The sequence below is a fragment of the Bradyrhizobium sp. CB1015 genome (assembly GCF_025200925.1).
In the GTDB taxonomy this organism is placed as follows: domain Bacteria; phylum Pseudomonadota; class Alphaproteobacteria; order Rhizobiales; family Xanthobacteraceae; genus Bradyrhizobium.
The window spans coordinates 13,588-28,118 of record NZ_CP104174.1; the positions used below are offsets into that span (position 1 = coordinate 13,588).

Annotated in this window: 12 protein-coding genes; 5 read left to right on the forward strand and 7 right to left on the reverse strand. The window is 65.9% G+C overall.

Annotated elements, in window-relative coordinates:
- Positions 1–173 precede the first annotated feature (173 nt).
- On the forward strand, positions 174–1,568 hold the full coding sequence (locus N2604_RS00055) for an MATE family efflux transporter (protein WP_260373266.1): 1,395 nt from the start codon (positions 174–176) through the stop codon (positions 1,566–1,568).
- The gene (locus N2604_RS00060; RefSeq protein WP_260373267.1) at positions 1,565–2,053 is read left to right on the forward strand and encodes a DUF2867 domain-containing protein; all 489 of its coding nucleotides are present in this window, start codon (positions 1,565–1,567) and stop codon (positions 2,051–2,053) included. Before N2604_RS00055 ends, N2604_RS00060 begins: the two co-directional genes overlap by 4 nt.
- 35 nt (positions 2,054–2,088) lie before the next feature.
- Here the strand turns inward: N2604_RS00060 and N2604_RS00065 are convergent, their stop codons facing one another.
- Together N2604_RS00065 and N2604_RS00070 are read right to left on the reverse strand one after the other, a co-directional pair.
- Positions 2,089–2,583, reverse strand: coding sequence for a septal ring lytic transglycosylase RlpA family protein (locus N2604_RS00065; protein WP_311739783.1), 495 nt, complete (start codon positions 2,581–2,583; stop codon positions 2,089–2,091).
- 310 nt (positions 2,584–2,893) lie between these two features.
- Positions 2,894–4,009: an aromatic acid exporter family protein gene (locus tag N2604_RS00070; protein WP_260373269.1), complete on the reverse strand. Its 1,116-nt coding sequence runs from the start codon at positions 4,007–4,009 to the stop codon at positions 2,894–2,896.
- Between the two features lie 117 nt (positions 4,010–4,126).
- Between N2604_RS00070 and N2604_RS00075 the strand changes: the two genes are divergently transcribed.
- A complete protein-coding gene (locus N2604_RS00075) occupies positions 4,127–5,494 on the forward strand; it encodes an MmgE/PrpD family protein (protein WP_260373270.1) in 1,368 nt (455 codons plus the stop codon).
- Between the two features lie 416 nt (positions 5,495–5,910).
- On the opposite strand, the gene N2604_RS00080 is transcribed toward N2604_RS00075, so the two are convergent.
- Both N2604_RS00080 and N2604_RS00085 read right to left on the reverse strand, forming a co-directional pair.
- Positions 5,911–7,335, reverse strand: coding sequence for a serine hydrolase (locus N2604_RS00080; protein WP_260373271.1), 1,425 nt, complete (start codon positions 7,333–7,335; stop codon positions 5,911–5,913).
- Positions 7,336–7,478: 143 nt separating this feature from the next.
- Positions 7,479–8,534, reverse strand: a complete 1,056-nt coding sequence (locus tag N2604_RS00085; RefSeq protein WP_260373272.1) for a helix-turn-helix domain-containing protein — start codon at positions 8,532–8,534, stop codon at positions 7,479–7,481.
- Positions 8,535–8,896: 362 nt separating this feature from the next.
- On the opposite strand from N2604_RS00085, the gene N2604_RS00090 reads away from it, so the two are divergent.
- Together N2604_RS00090 and N2604_RS00095 are read left to right on the forward strand one after the other, a co-directional pair.
- Positions 8,897–9,814 carry a pirin family protein gene (locus N2604_RS00090; protein ID WP_260373273.1) on the forward strand — a complete coding sequence of 306 codons (918 nt, stop codon included), beginning with the start codon at positions 8,897–8,899 and terminating at the stop codon, positions 9,812–9,814.
- Positions 9,815–9,877: 63 nt separating this feature from the next.
- Positions 9,878–10,792 carry a phosphoribosylaminoimidazolesuccinocarboxamide synthase gene (locus tag N2604_RS00095; RefSeq protein ID WP_260373274.1) on the forward strand — a complete coding sequence of 305 codons (915 nt, stop codon included), beginning with the start codon at positions 9,878–9,880 and terminating at the stop codon, positions 10,790–10,792.
- Between the two features lie 136 nt (positions 10,793–10,928).
- Here N2604_RS00095 and N2604_RS00100 read toward each other — a convergent pair whose 3' ends face one another.
- From N2604_RS00100 to N2604_RS00110, 3 genes are all read right to left on the reverse strand, one after another.
- Positions 10,929–12,422 (reverse strand): NAD-dependent succinate-semialdehyde dehydrogenase, encoded by a 1,494-nt coding sequence (locus N2604_RS00100; protein ID WP_260373275.1) that lies wholly within the window; start codon positions 12,420–12,422, stop codon positions 10,929–10,931.
- 110 nt (positions 12,423–12,532) lie between these two features.
- A complete protein-coding gene (locus N2604_RS00105) occupies positions 12,533–12,853 on the reverse strand; it encodes a hypothetical protein (protein WP_025033192.1) in 321 nt (106 codons plus the stop codon).
- 558 nt (positions 12,854–13,411) lie between these two features.
- Complete coding sequence (locus N2604_RS00110; RefSeq protein ID WP_260373276.1) at positions 13,412–14,413, reverse strand: adenosine kinase; 1,002 nt, start codon at positions 14,411–14,413, stop codon at positions 13,412–13,414.
- Positions 14,414–14,531 lie beyond the last annotated feature (118 nt).

Sequence of the window (14,531 nt, forward strand, 5' to 3'; positions counted from 1 at the left end):
CTGCGGGGAGAGGCCGGATTGCATCGCAATCCGGGTGAAGGGGGACTCTCCACGAGTCCAACTACCAGCTTTTCTGCGGACAGCCCCTCATCCCAACCCTCTCCCCGTAAGAACGGGAGAGGGAGAAGAGACACGGGCCATGTTTTCGTCGCGTGGCTGTGCTATGAGCCGCCATGCTCGACACCGTCCAACATCATGCGCAGCCGCATGCCGGTGTTCCGCCGAATCATGTTGCCGAAGAATTCGTCGAGACGCTGCGCCTTGCCGTGCCGATGATGCTGACCCAGCTCGGGCAGATCGCGATGATCACAACCGATCTCGCGATGATCGGGCGGCTCGGCGAGGAGGCAGTGGCCGCGGCGGCGCTGGCGCATACGGTCTATTTCGTCAGCTTCACGTTCGGGCTCGGATTGACGTCCGCAGTGTCGCCGCTGGCGGCGCAGGCATTCGGCGCCGGCGACGTCAGGCGCATTCGCCGCTCGTTGCGCGTCGGTTTGTGGGCCGCGCTGCTGATCTCGCTGCCGATGATGGCCTCGCCGCTTTATGGCGAGCAGATTTTGCTCGCGCTCGGTCAAATGCCCCGAGCGGCCGCGCTGGCGCAGCACTACCTGAACGGCCTCGCCTGGGGCATCGCACCGGCGCTCGGATTCATAGCGCTGCGCGGCATGATGAGCGCCGTAAACCGGCCGCAGGCGCCGCTGTGGATCACACTGGCGGCGATCCCGGTGAATGCCGCATTGGTCTATGCCCTGATCCACGGCCTGTTCGGCCTGCCGGAACTCGGCCTGTTCGGCGCGGGGCTCGCGACCACGCTGGTCAATCTCGGCACCTTCCTCGCCGCGCTCGCGATCGCCGGGCTGCGCGAGCCGTTTGCGAACTATCATCCGCTCGCCCGCCTCTGGCGGATGGACTGGCCGTTGATGCGCCAGCTGATCGCGATCGGCGCGCCGATCTCGTTTTCCCTGCTGTTGGAATATGGCCTGTTCTCCTCGGCGGCGCTGCTGATGGGACTGATCTCGACCGCCGCGATTGCCGCGCATCAGATCGCGCTCCAGGTCACCGCCGTGCTGTTCATGGTGCCGCTCGGCATCGGCATGGCGGCGACGGTGCGGGTCGGACATGCCTTCGGCCGCAAGGATCCGGCGGCGGTGAAACGCGCAGGGCTCGTCGCAGCCGTGCTCGGCGTCGCGCTGGTCTCCGCGCTGACGATCGGCATCGTGATCGGTCGCTATCAGCTCGGCCGGCTGTTTTTCGGCGGCGGCAGCGAAAGCGCAGCAACGGTCGAGCTGACGGCAACGCTGCTGCTGGTGGGCGCGAGCTTCTTCATCGCCGACGGCCTCCAGACCATCGTGGGCGGCGCGTTGCGCGGCATCAATGACACCCGAATGACGCTGCTGTTCGCCGCGATCGGATATTGGTGCGTCGCCTTTCCCGTCGCCTGGGTGCTTGCCTTCCACACAGGGCTGGGCGCGGTCGGCGTCTGGATCGGGTTCTCGATCGGCACGTTCGTCTATGCCGCCCTGTTGATCTTGCGCTTCCGGATGCTGGCGCGCAGATTGGCGGAATGAAGGGAAGGGTCCGCGAAGTCACCCCCAATGTCGACGCCGACGCGGTGCTGGCAGGCGCGCAGTTCATCGATGCGTTTCGCGTCGAGATCGGCGCGGCGACTGTCGATGCGCGCGAAGCCTGCACCAGGATGGTGCTGCACGGCCCGCGCTGGATCGATGTGCTGCTGCGCCTGCGCAACATTCTGGTGAGGCCGTTCGGGCTGAAGACATCCGGCGAAGGCGCGCCGGCCCCACGCGGCATGATCGGCCTGTTTCCGGTGCTGAGCGAGACACCGGAGCAGCTGGTCGCAGGCTTCGATGATTCGCACCTCGATTTCCGCATCGTGGTCGACGTTTCAGGCAATGCCGCGAGCCGCCGGGTGACCTCGACGACGCTGGTGCGCACGCACAACCTGCTCGGCCGGACCTATCTTGCGCTGATCATGCCCTTCCACAAGCTCGTGGTCCGCAACATGATGGGACGCATCGTGGCAACGGCCCGATGAACTGTGCGGGCCGACGTTGATAAACACGCCCGTGTTCAGCCCACCGGCCCTGGGGTCCAATTGTCCCCTGCGAGCGGACTGACTTTCACGTCTGGAATGACACCGAGATCCATGCTCGGATCGAAATGGCGCATCGTCCGCTCATTGAGGTCGATGATGCGGCCAGGTCGGAGCGGCCCCACGTCGTTTATCTTGACGATGACCTTCTTGCCCACGGCCTCGACGAGAGCATATTTCGGCCTCGCGCCAAATTCGACCCCACCAAATTTCCGGCGCAGACTCGTCTTGATGGCAGCCGTCCAGGCAGAGGGATCATAACGCTCGCCGGAGGCCGTCTTCGGACCGCCCTCCTCCTTGCCGGGCTTGAACGGATTGTAGGTGGACGCCGCGCCCACGATCGCATCGCCGGAGGCGGCATCGACGACGGTACTTGAGTGATCCCCACGCGTTTCACTTCGAGCAACGGCAACGGAAATGGCGAGCGCAAGCAGGGCGCCGCAAATTGCGGCGCTCGAGCGGAATAGCATCATAAGTCCTGTGATTTTTTAGATTGTCCGGTTCCAGAACCGCAAAAATGGTCAAGCGAACGCAGCAGCGTTCATCAACTTGCGCCAATCGTCTTGCGGATTCGAGCCAACCCCTGGCTACGGAACCGTCGTGTGAACCGGAGTGGTCCTCACGTCGTGTTTAGCTTCTCGCCGATTAAGACAGAGATTGCGTCAGCAACATGACCCGATGGAACCCGGCGCGTGCAGCGTCAGAAGACGCAGGCAGCGATCACGGCTGAACCGCGCGACCTATGCATTGCTGTCGAAACGAGTCCACGAGGATGCGTTCAACTCACTCCGCAACGCGCGCGGACTTGTCGGCCGAGGCCTCCGACCATTCGCCGACGACGCGGTCGAGGTCGCAGAGATTCTGGTGCATCTGCTCCAAGGAGAAGCCGAGCGCGAAGAAGCGCTCGGCGGTATCGCTGGGGTGGCCGCGGAGCAGGCCGTCCTGCCGGACGGACGCGACCGCCTCGGCGTAGTGCTGGAGCGCGACATGCACCGGATGGATCGGCGGCGCGCCGGCGCCCTCGCGCAAGGCACTAGCGGCCGCGCGCAGGAAGCGCGCGATCGCGGTCGACACTTCCGTCAGCGGAGCTGCCAGCCGCATCTGCACCTCGACCGGCAGCGGCACCACCGTAGCGCGGCCGATCATCACGACGTCATGGCGCAGCCGCAGGATCGTTCGCAACAACGGGCCGGTGTCGGGACCGCTCGACAGCCGCGCAGCGCGCTCGCGCTCGGCTTCGGAGCCGATCGCATTCAGGTTGACCATCGCGGTGCCGATGCCGTCCTGGATCCGGTGCAGCGCGTCGTTGTCGCGGCCGCGCGTGAGGCCGGCGAGCAGCTCGGTGAAGGCATCCGCGATCAGCTCGAGCAAAGTCGCCGCGCTGGCGCGGATCTGCCGCACCGCGCGCGAGGGCAGCACCAGGAACGAGACCAGCAATCCCGTGACCGCGCCGACGCCGACCTCGCTGACGCGGTCGATCGCCGAGGTCATGGGATCGGAGTGATGTATGGTCGGAACCAGGAGCACGATCACGGCGGTGACCGTGGCGGCGCTGAGGCTCGGATTGATCGCGGCGATGAAGGCGAGCGGGGCGACGGAGAGGACCAGCAGGCCGAGCAGGCCCGCCTCGCTGGAATAGGGAATCAGGATGGCGATGGCGCCGCCATAGATCGCGCCGCCGATGGTGCCGAGCATGTAGTCGCGCGTCGCCTTCAGCGAGCGGCCGACGCTCATCTGGGTCACGATCAGCGAGGTCAGCACCGCCCAGAGCGGCAACAACAGATGCAGGGCAGTCGCGATCGCATAGGCCGCGGTCGCGGCGACGGTGACCCGGATCGCCAGCCCCAATTGCGTCCGCCGCGCTCGAACCCGCTCGAACAGCTGCCTTGCGCGCGTCATACGGAATATCCCGATCGTCTTCGCCTAAGCAAAAGCATGGCTGATCCCCGCCCCCGCAAGGCCGCTTGAAAGGCCAAATCAGCCCGCCTAACTTGCGCGCCAAAACGAGGAAACACGATGGCTCACGAAACCGCAACGCTCGCCGCCTATGTCTTCAATCTGAAATACCAGGATATTCCGGCGGAGGTGCTGGAGCGCGCCAAAGTACTGACGCTGGACTTCCTCGGCAGCGCAATCCGGGCGCGGCGCGAGGCGGAATCGACCCCGTCGATGCTGAAGATGCTGGAGGCGCTGGCGCTCGACACCAGGGGCGAGTCCACCGTGTTCGGCGATGCCAAGACCTGGACGCCGGCGGTCGCGGCGCTGCTCAACGGCGCGCTCGGCCACTCCCTCGATTTCGACGACACCCACGCCGATTCCTCGCTGCATCCGAGCGCACCGGTGGTGCCGGCCGCCTTCGCCGTCGGCGAGATGGTCGGCGCGTCGGGCCGCGACGTGCTGACGGCGATTGTTGCCGGTTACGAGGTCTGCTGCCGGCTCGGCAATGCGCTCGATCCGACTTCGCATTATGCGCGCGGCTTCCACCCGACCGCGACCGCCGGCACCTATGGCGCGGCTGCGGCGGCCGGCAAGCTGTTCGGCCTGTCCGAGAAGCAGCTGATCGCCGCATTCGGCGTCTCCGGCAGCCAGGCCGCGGGCTCACTGCAATTCCTGGTCAACGGCGCCTGGAACAAGCGCTACCAGGTCGGCGCCGCCGCGATGAACGGCGTGATCGCCGCGACGCTGGCGCGCAACGATTTCGTCGGCGCGACCGAGTCGGTCGAGGGCAAGCACGGCCTGCTCGCCGGCTACACCGACGATGCGCATCCAGATAAGGCGGTAGCCGACCTCGGCAAGACCTATGAGACGATGAAGATCGGCGTGAAGCCGTATCCGAGCTGTCGCTATACCCATGCCGCGATCGACGCGCTGATCGCGATGCGGCGCGAGCACAATCTCACACCGGACCAGGTCAAGCGTGTCGAGATCGGCCTGCACCGCAACGGCATCACGCTGACCGGCGACGCCGCCACCAAGCGGCACCCGCGCTCGATCGTCGGCGGCCAGTTCTCGATGTTCTTCACCGGCGCGCTCGCGCTCGACCAGGGCTCATTCGGCTGGGACGATTACAACCGCCTGGGCGATGCCGCCATCGACGCGCTCGCCGACAGGTTCGACGTGGTGCAGGACGATCGCCTCGAGATCGGCCGCAGCCATCCGTTCGGTGCGCGCGTCAGCATCACGACGGATGATGGCGTGCACGAGCGGCTCTACGCCGATCCCTCGGGCGAGCCGACCTCGTTCCCGGATACGCAGGCGATGCAGCAGAAATTCCTGACCCTGGCCCGCCCGGTGCTGAACGCACGCGCGGAAAAGTTTGCAGACGCGATCATGACGCTGGAGCGGTTCGATCGCGTCGCCAAGGCGACGGAATTGGGGAGGTAGGAGCAGCGGCGCAGAGCGCGTCTGTTACCCTCCCCCTCCAGGGCAGGGCTATCGCATATGACTTGTGACGTCGGCCTGCGCGCACGCCTCGTCCTTCGAGACGGCGCTGACGCGCCTCCTCAGGATGAGGCTAATCAGCGTCAGTGCTCGTTGAAATTGCTGCCGCGCACTCCGCCCTCATCCTGAGGAGCCCGCCCAAAGCGGGCGTCTCGAAGGATGGCCGCTGGGAAAAGCTCTCAAATGCGATAGCCCTGCCTGGAGGGGGAGGGTCGGCGCACATTGAGCGTAGCGAAATGTGCGACGGGGTGGGGTGATCTCTCCACTCGGGCACTGCGCATCGCGGAGAGACCGTCACCCCACCCCGCTCGCGCTTCGCGCGGTCAACCCTCCCCCTCCAGGGGAGGGTAAGAGACGTCTCAACCCCCTCCCGCCACTTTCCCCTTGTCGCGCGTTGCCGCAACCACATCGCGTACCAGATCGAACACGCCATCCGCCTCCGGCGGCCCGTTCGGCGAGCGGCCGAGCCGCACGATCACCAGCTGCTCCGACGGGATCACGATGGTGTACTGCCCGATCGTGCCCTTGGCGAAGAAGGCATCGCGCGGCCAGCCGTGCTCCACGCGAAAATTTGCGCCAAAGCTGTCGCCCTGGTTGGTCCAGAAGCCGGCGCCGATGCCGACCCACGCGTTCGGCGTGGCCGTCGCCGAATAGGTCACCCACCCTTTCGGCAAGATGCGTTTGCCGCCGACGACGCCGTCATCGAGATAGAGCTGGCCGAAGCGCGCCCAGTCGCGCGCGGAGGCGAGCATCTCGCTCGACCCTTCGATCGTGCCGGCGCCGTCGAGCTGGAGCACGACATGGCGCATGCCGAGCGGCGCGAACAATTCGCGGCGTGCAAAACGTAGCGCGTCTTGCGGTGTGCCGCCGGCCGCATCGCGGATCAGATGCGAGAGGATGAGGGTGTTGCCGTCGTGATAATTCCACGCCGTGCCCGGCGCGGTTGCGAGCGGCATGCTCTCGGCATAGGCGGCCATGTCCTTCTCCACGAATTTCATCCGGTTGACCGGCTCGAAGGCGGAGCCGAGCGAGGCCTGCAGCGAGCTACCGAGCGCAAGGCCCGCGGTGTGACGTAAGAGCTGGTCGACTGTGATGGCATGGCGCGGATCATCGGGATCTTTCCAGGCGGCGACCGGCGCGGGGCCGTCGAGCTTGAGCTTGCCCTGGCGCACCAGCACGCCGATCAACGCCGAGATCACCGATTTCGTCATGGAGAAGCCGAGCAGCGGCGTCTCGGGGCCGCTGCCGTCGGCGTAGCGTTCGGCGACGATGCGACCGGCCTTCATCACGACGATGGCGCGGGTGCGGCGGTGAGGCGGCTGAGCGGGCTCGGCGAAGGCCCGGCCGAGCGCGGCGGCGAGCGAGGGGCTTTGCGGCGGCACGATCACGGAGCCGGCGATCTCGGGCAACAATGCGGGCCGTTTGTCGTCAGGCGGCGGCTCGACGGCAGTCATGCCATCGCCATGCTCGAGCGTGCAGCCGAGGCCTTCGCGATAGACGGCACGGCTGCCGAGGCCGAACAGCGTCACCGTGACATCCTTGCGGACGCGGTCGATTCTGTAGTCCATCGCCCAGCTGATCAGGCTCGCTCCGGGCATGGAGTCGGTGGTCTCGGCGAAGTTGCGCCCGGGATCGAGGCCGGAGACGAACGTCTCGGCACACAGGATGCCGGCGACGAAGCCGGTCGCGACCTTCGGCACGTCGCGGGCCCGGGCCGCGCCGAGTGCGAGGCCGGCTGCGGCGACAGTGGTGGTGAGAAGGACGAACTTGCGGCGGCGGATCACGGGCTTTCTCCGGCTGGGGGCATGCCAAGGAGGGAAGCGGGATGCGGACGGTGGATGCTCGCCGGATTTGAAAAATGCGCTGGTTGAAATCGGGCGGAGCTGGTCGATTCTGAAATTCCGGTGTGATTAGAATGGGTTGGAAACTAGGCCGCACTCGTCTTCACCCGCCGGTATTCCGTCGGCGTCACGCCCGTCACCGCCTTGAACGCCCGGTTGAACGGTCCCAGCGACTGGAAGCCGGCGTCCATGGCGATGGTGATGACGGGGACCTCGGCCTGGGCGGGATCGGCCAGCGCGGCCTTGGCTTCCTCGATGCGGTGGTTGTTCAGGAACACATTGAAGTTGCGATAGCCGAGCCGCTGGTTGATCAGCCGGCGCAGCCTGTATTCGGGGATCTTCAGCCGGCCCGCCAGCACGCCGATGGTGATGTTCTCCTGGCGATAGATCCGCTCGTCCGCCATCAGGTGCATCAGGGCATCGACGAGTTTCTGGTCGGCGTCCTCGGCCACGGGCTGAATCGGCGCGATCGCCGGTGCGGGCTCGGCCGCTACCGGAAACAGGTCGGCGCCATCGACGCGCATCATCGCGTAGGCACTCGCTGCAACGATGCAGGCGAGCACCCCTGTATTGATCGTGTTGGCGACATCGCCCGCGCTGAAGGCAACGACGATCTGGAGCACCGCATTCAACCCGCCATAGAGCGCGGCGGAGCAGACGATGAAGACGCGCACGCGGCGGCGATGCTCGACCAGATCGGCGGACCACGATCGGATCGTCTGCGCCACTGCGAGTGCGATGAAACCGAGCACGATCAGGTTCACTACCGTCACGGAGAACCGCGCGTTGCCGCCGGGCGCGATCCAGAGACACCCGACGAAGCTGAAGGCGGTCACGGCGGCCCAGATCAAACCGTGCCACCAGCGCAACCGAAAGGCGTCGTCGAACAGCGCGCGTGTGAACAGCCAGAACACGACGATGTTGCCGGTCGACAGTGCAATCAGCGGCGCGTGCCAGATCGGAACGAGCGACGACACGCCGATGGAATAGCTCGCGGCATGCGCCGCCGAACCGAGCGCGAAGGCGGCGCCGAGCCGGGCCGCGAGCACATCGCGGAACTCGGAGAGCAATGACGCCGCCAGCACCAGCAGCAGCGCGACGCTGGCAGCGCGAAAGGCGAGCTCGGTTGCGGCAAGGGTCATCAAACCATGCGACGGTTGCGGTTGAAGGCAGCCGAACATCGTTCGTTGCGCCAGGTTTTTCAAGGACCATCCGCATGCCACCGCTGGAGCGACATCCACCGCTGTCATCGCCCGGCTTGACCGGGCGATCCAGTACTCCGAGACGTCAGTGATTGAATCGATAGGCTGCGGCGTACTGGAGAACCCGGTCCCGGCTCCGCCAGGGCTACGCCGAGGCCTGCAGGTGCGCTCGGCACGCCGAAGCTTCAGCGAAGGCGGCAAGCCGGGGCATGACAGTGGAGTATGTGGTTCGGCCTTTGTCGCGACGGCGATGCGAAATCCTGCTACGATCGCGCTCAAGAAAGCCAAAAGGAGTCCACCCCATGAGCTGGCAGCCCTCGAACGATCCCGTGCTCGGCGATCCCATGTCCTGCGATGCGCTCGATCTCGTCATCGTGCCACGCACGCGCGATCTCGGCGACGGGTTCGCGGTGCGGCGGGCTTTGCCGCACGGCAAGCGGCAGATGGTGGGGCCCTTCATCTTCTTCGATCATTTCGGTCCCGTGCAGTTCGTCTCCGGCAAGGGCATGGACGTGCGGCCGCATCCGCATATCGGGCTTGCCACCGTCACCTATCTGTTCGACGGCGCGATCATGCATCGCGACAGCGAGGGCAACGTCCAGGAGATCGCGCCCGGCGCGATGAACCTGATGACGGCCGGCCGCGGCATCGCGCATTCCGAGCGCACGCCGGATGCGCAGCGCGCCTCGGGCCAGAAGATGCTCGGCCTGCAAAGCTGGATCGCGCTGCCGGCAGGCTCGGAAGAGATCGCGCCGTCGTTCCAGCATTATGCGGCTGGCGACCTGCCGATGATCTCGGAGCGCGATTTCACCGCGCGGGTGATCGCGGGCTCCGCCTTCGGCATCACCTCGCCCGTTTCGATGGTCTCGCCCTGGTTCTACACCGAGGTCACGGCGGCGGCGGGCGCGAGCATGCCGCTCGATCCCGATCATGAGGAGCGCGCGATCTATGTGGTCGACGGCGAGGTCGAGATCGCGAACGAGCGCTATGAGGGGCCGCGCCTCCTGATCTTCCGGCCCGGCGACCGCATCACCGTGAAGGCGCTGAAGGCGACGCGGATGATGTTTCTCGGCGGCGATGCGCTGGAAGGCCCGCGCCACATCTGGTGGAATTTCGTCTCTTCCAGCAAGGAGCGGATCGAGCAGGCCAAGCAGGACTGGAAAACCGGCCGCTTCGCGGCAGTTCCGCAGGAACATGAGTTCATTCCGCTGCCGGAATAGGCTAATCCGGTTTCCGGTCGCGCCGTCAGACGCGGCCGGATGTCCTGTGCGAAGGCTTTGCCGATGACCACCATGCTCTCCAGCGACCTGCCTCTATCCAAGATCGGACGCGGCAAGGTGCGCGATATCTACGCCGTCGACGGCGACCGCCTGCTGCTCGTCACCACCGACCGCATCAGCGCGTTCGACGTCGTGATGGGCGAGACCATCCCGATGAAGGGCGCGGTGCTGACCCAGATCAGCGCGTTCTGGTTTGGCGAGCTCGAAGGCGTGGTGCCGCATCACATGATCAGCGCCGACACCGACGAGATCGTCGCGGCCGTGCCGGCGTTGAAACCGCACCGCGCCGAGATTCTCGGCCGCGCCATGCTGTGCAAGCGGACCACCGTGTTTCCGATCGAATGCGTGATCCGCGGCTATCTTTCAGGCTCCGCCTGGAAGGAATACGCCGCGAGCGGCACGCTCGCCGGCGAGAAGCTGAAGCCGGGCCTCGTCGAGAGCGAGAAGCTGGAGCCGGCGATCTTCAGCCCGGCGACCAAGGCCGAGAGCGGCCATGACGAGAACATCACCATCGCGAAGATGCGCGCGGTGGTCGGCGACGAGGTCGCCTACACGCTGGAGAGCATGACGCGGGCGACCTACACGCTCGGCGAGGAGCTCGCCCGCGAGCAGGGCATCATCATCGCCGACACCAAGTTCGAGTTCGGCCGCGACAAGGACGGCCGCATCATCCTGATCGACGAGGTGATGACGCCGGATTCTTCGCGCTTCTGGGCGGTGGACGCCTACAAGCCCGGCCAGCCGCAGGCGAGCTTCGACAAGCAACCCCTGCGCGACTATCTCGACGTCGAGCGCCGCGCCGGCCGCTGGAACGGCGACGCCCCGCCGCCGCCGCTGCCGGCCAGCGTGGTGGAGGCGACCAGCAAGCGATATCTGGAAGCGTATCGCCGCGTGACGGGGAAAGAGCTGAAGATTTAGGCTCTGTCGCGGCTTCGAGTACGGACACGTAGCCCGGATGGGGCGCAGCGCAATCCGGGATCGTGCCACAATTGACGATGGCCCCGGATTACGCTGCGCTCCATCCGGGCTACGAGGTCCGGGATAACGGCGGCTCTCACACCCCCGCCATCATCACGTATTTGATTTCGACATATTCTTCCATGCCGTGGCGCGAGCCTTCTCGGCCCAAGCCGCTTTCCTTGACGCCGCCGAAGGGCGCGACCTCGGTGGTGATGAGGCCGGTGTTGACGCCGACCATGCCTGATTCCAGCGCTTCGGCGACGCGCCAGACACGGCCGATATCGCGGGAATAGAAGTACGAAGCGAGGCCGAATGGAGAGGCGTTGCACATCGCGATGACGTCGGCCTCGTCCTTGAAGCGGATCACGGGTGCGAGCGGACCGAAGGTCTCCTCCTGCGACACCAGCGAGTCCGGCTTGACGTCGGCCAGCACCGTCGGCTCGAAGAAGGAGCGTCCGAGCTCGCTGCGCTTGCCCCCGGTGACGACCTTGGCGCCGCGCTTGACGGCGTCGGCAATGTGGCGCTCGACCTTGTCGACCGCCTTCATGTTGATCAGGGGCCCCTGCGTGACGCCGCTCTCGGTGCCGTCGCCGATCTTCATCGCCGCGACCTTCTTCGACAGCTTGTGCACGAACTCGTCGTAAATCTTGTCCTGGGCGTAGATGCGGTTGGCGCAGACGCAGGTCTGGCCCATGTTGCGATACTTCGAGACGATCGCACCTTCGACCGCCGCGTCGATGTCGGCATCGTCGAACACGATGAACGGCGCGTTGCCGCCGAGCTCGAGGCCGAGCCGCTTCACGCCGACGGAAGCCTGCTGATAGAGGATCTTGCCGACGGCGGTCGAGCCGGTGAAGCCGACGAAGCGCACCGCCGGATGCTCGCACAGCACCTTGCCGATCGGCGGTGCGTCACCCGTGATGATGTTGAGCACGCCCTTGGGGATGCCGGCCCGCTCGGCGAGCACGGCCAGCGCCAGCGCCGACAGCGGCGTCTCGTTGGCGGGCTTGAGCACCACGGTGCAGCCCGCGGCCAGCGCCGGAGACACTTTGCGCGTGATCATCGAGTTCGGGAAATTCCACGGCGTGATCGCACCGCAGACGCCGATCGGCTGCTTGATGGCGAGCAGGCGCGCATCGGCGCGCTGGGTCGGGATGGTCTCGCCATAGACGCGGCGGGCTTCTTCCGCAAAGAACTCGATATAGGCGGCGCCGATATCGACCTCGCCGAGGGCCTCGGTGAGCGGCTTGCCCTGCTCGGAGGTGAGGATCAGCGCGAGATCCTCGCGGTTGGCGGTGATCAGCTCGAACCATTTGCGTAAGATATTGGAACGCTGCTTGGCCGTGTGCTTGGCCCAGCCCGGAAAGGCGCGCTCTGCGGCTTCGACCGCCCGGGTGGTGTCGTCAGCACCAAGCTGCGGCACCTTCGCGAGCTCGATCCCTGTGGCGGGATTGTTGACGGCGAAGACCGGCGTGCCGACCCAGGCGCCGTCGATGTAGCAGGCTTCCTTCAGCAGCGAGGGGTCCTTCAACCGGTCGCGCAGGGTTGCGGTGGCTTGCGGGGCGCGTGCGGCGGCGGTCGGTGTCATGGCGTACTCCCTGAGGACGATCGGATTGGCCCGGAATATAGGAGCAAGCGATGCGCAATGCACCGCCCCGCATCGCACATCTGCTGGGAGTTAAACTCGGAGCGGTGGGGTTACGCCGCGCCGCTCATATAGGTCTCGCGGCGTCCGATCATGCGCTCGGCCGCGGCCTTGGCGTCCGCCTTCGTTGAGGTCGCGCAGGTCCGGTATTCGAGATCGGGAACGTGGGAGGTGTCGCGACGGCCGAACCAGGATTTCGAGCCGACCGGCAGCAGCGCCAGCGCCTGCGCCAGATTGTCGACCGCACCGAAGGAATAGAGCGCGCCGGTGCCGGCGATGCGGACCTCGTAAATCCCGGGCGAAATCGGCGCCTCCAGGTTCTCGCCGCGTCCGGGACGGGGATAGCGCTTCCATTCGCTCCAGGTCGAAATCATCTGAGGTCCCCCTCGCCGCCCACCCACGGCCGGCAACATTTGCATCAAGTCTTAATCGACCCATGGATTGGGCCTGGCGCTGAACGCGGCAGCTCACGAAATGTTTCAGCTGTCCGAAAACTCACGAAACATATCGCCTGCAGCCCGCCTCAGGTGAGGGCGAAGTTTCGGCGATCTACCACTGATTGTGAAGCAGCGTCGCCGTTCAGCCCCGTTGTCGTCCTGCGTGGGACCAAGACCGTCAAGTCACGACATCGCGACCGGCGCAGGTACCTAGATGCGCTTGCCGCGCCGATCCTGATGCAGCTGTTTAGTGAGAAGGCGGCCGAGACATGAAGTCCCATCCTCCCCTGGAGGGGCAGGATCGGTTCGCATGTAGCGAAGCTGCATGCGAACCGAGGTGGGGTGAAGCCGCGGCGAAGATCTCAATATAGAAGGCCACACAACAGCCGCGAATGCACACGGGCCGGAACGCACCACCGAACGTGCTGAAAGACTGTCACCCCACCCCGCTCGCGCTGCGCGCGATCGACCCTCCCCTCCAGGGCAGGGTAAGAGCTACCCCGTCAGCCCGCGCTGCTGCGCCAGCTCCTTCAGCGACACCTGCGGGCGGGCGCCGATGTGCTGGATGACCTCGGCGGCAGCGAGCGCGCCGAGCTCGCCGCACTGCTTGTAGCCGAAGTTGCGCGCGAGGCCGTAGAGGAAGCCGGCGGCGAACAGGTCGCCGGCGCCGGTGGTGTCGACCACCTTCTCGACCGGGAAGGCCGGCGCTGCGACGGCGTCTTCCGACGACACCACCATGCAGCCCTTCTCGCTGCGGGTGACGATTCCGAGATTGACGTCGTTGCGCAGCTGCTTCAGCGCGGTGTCGAAGTCCGAGGTCATGTAGAGCGAGTGCAGCTCGGACTCGTTGGCGAACACGATGTCGACCGTGCCGCCCCGCATCAGCGAAAGAAACTCGTCGCGATAGCGATCGACGCAGAAGGAATCCGACAGCGTCAGCGCCACCTTGCGCTTGGCGTCATGGGCGATCTTGGCCGCCTTGACGAAGGCCTCCTTGGCGTTCTTGGGGTCCCAGAGATAGCCTTCGAGATAGACGATGCCAGCACCGGCAATCTCGGCCGGGTCGATGTCGGCGGGCGACAGGTCCTGCGCCGCGCCGAGATAGGTGTTCATGGTGCGCTCGCCGTCGCCGGTGACCAGGATGTAGGAGCAGCCTGTGGCGGGGCCGTCCGTGGCGGCGGGCGTGTTGAAGACGACGCCGGCGGCGCGAATGTCGTGAACGTAGAGCTTGCCGATCTGGTCGTCCTTGACCTTGCCGACATAGGCGGCGCGTGCCCCCAGGCTGCCGATGCCGACGATGGTGTTGGCGGCCGAGCCGCCCGAGACCTCGGTCGCCGGACCCATGTCCTTGTAGATGGCGGCCGCGCGCGCCTCGTCGATCAGCGACATGCTGCCCTTGGCCATGCCATGCTTGGCCAGAAAAGCCTCGTCGGTCCGAACCAGCACGTCGAACAGCGCGTTGCCGATGCCGAGAACGTCATATTTCACGTCAGCCATTCACCTTGATCCTGTTTGCCGGATTGCGATCTAACCGGAAATCCGCTTCCTGTCGGCCTGAAATCCAAGCTCGCGGCCTATCACGACCGGGCCTTGGCGGGCAAGCAACGGTATTTTC

Excerpts from the sequence above, each read along its gene's own strand:
- N2604_RS00055 (WP_260373266.1), top strand. The coding sequence starts at position 174 with ATGCTCGACACCGTCCAACATCATGCGCAGCCGCATGCCGGTGTTCCG.
- N2604_RS00060 (WP_260373267.1), top strand. The coding sequence starts at position 1,565 with ATGAAGGGAAGGGTCCGCGAAGTCACCCCCAATGTCGACGCCGACGCG.
- N2604_RS00065 (WP_311739783.1), bottom strand. The coding sequence starts at position 2,583 with ATGATGCTATTCCGCTCGAGCGCCGCAATTTGCGGCGCCCTGCTTGCG.
- N2604_RS00070 (WP_260373269.1), bottom strand. The coding sequence starts at position 4,009 with ATGACGCGCGCAAGGCAGCTGTTCGAGCGGGTTCGAGCGCGGCGGACG.
- N2604_RS00075 (WP_260373270.1), top strand. The coding sequence starts at position 4,127 with ATGGCTCACGAAACCGCAACGCTCGCCGCCTATGTCTTCAATCTGAAA.
- N2604_RS00085 (WP_260373272.1), bottom strand. The coding sequence starts at position 8,534 with ATGACCCTTGCCGCAACCGAGCTCGCCTTTCGCGCTGCCAGCGTCGCG.
- N2604_RS00090 (WP_260373273.1), top strand. The coding sequence starts at position 8,897 with ATGAGCTGGCAGCCCTCGAACGATCCCGTGCTCGGCGATCCCATGTCC.
- N2604_RS00095 (WP_260373274.1), top strand. The coding sequence starts at position 9,878 with ATGACCACCATGCTCTCCAGCGACCTGCCTCTATCCAAGATCGGACGC.
- N2604_RS00100 (WP_260373275.1), bottom strand. The coding sequence starts at position 12,422 with ATGACACCGACCGCCGCCGCACGCGCCCCGCAAGCCACCGCAACCCTG.
- N2604_RS00105 (WP_025033192.1), bottom strand. The coding sequence starts at position 12,853 with ATGATTTCGACCTGGAGCGAATGGAAGCGCTATCCCCGTCCCGGACGC.
- N2604_RS00110 (WP_260373276.1), bottom strand. The coding sequence starts at position 14,413 with ATGGCTGACGTGAAATATGACGTTCTCGGCATCGGCAACGCGCTGTTC.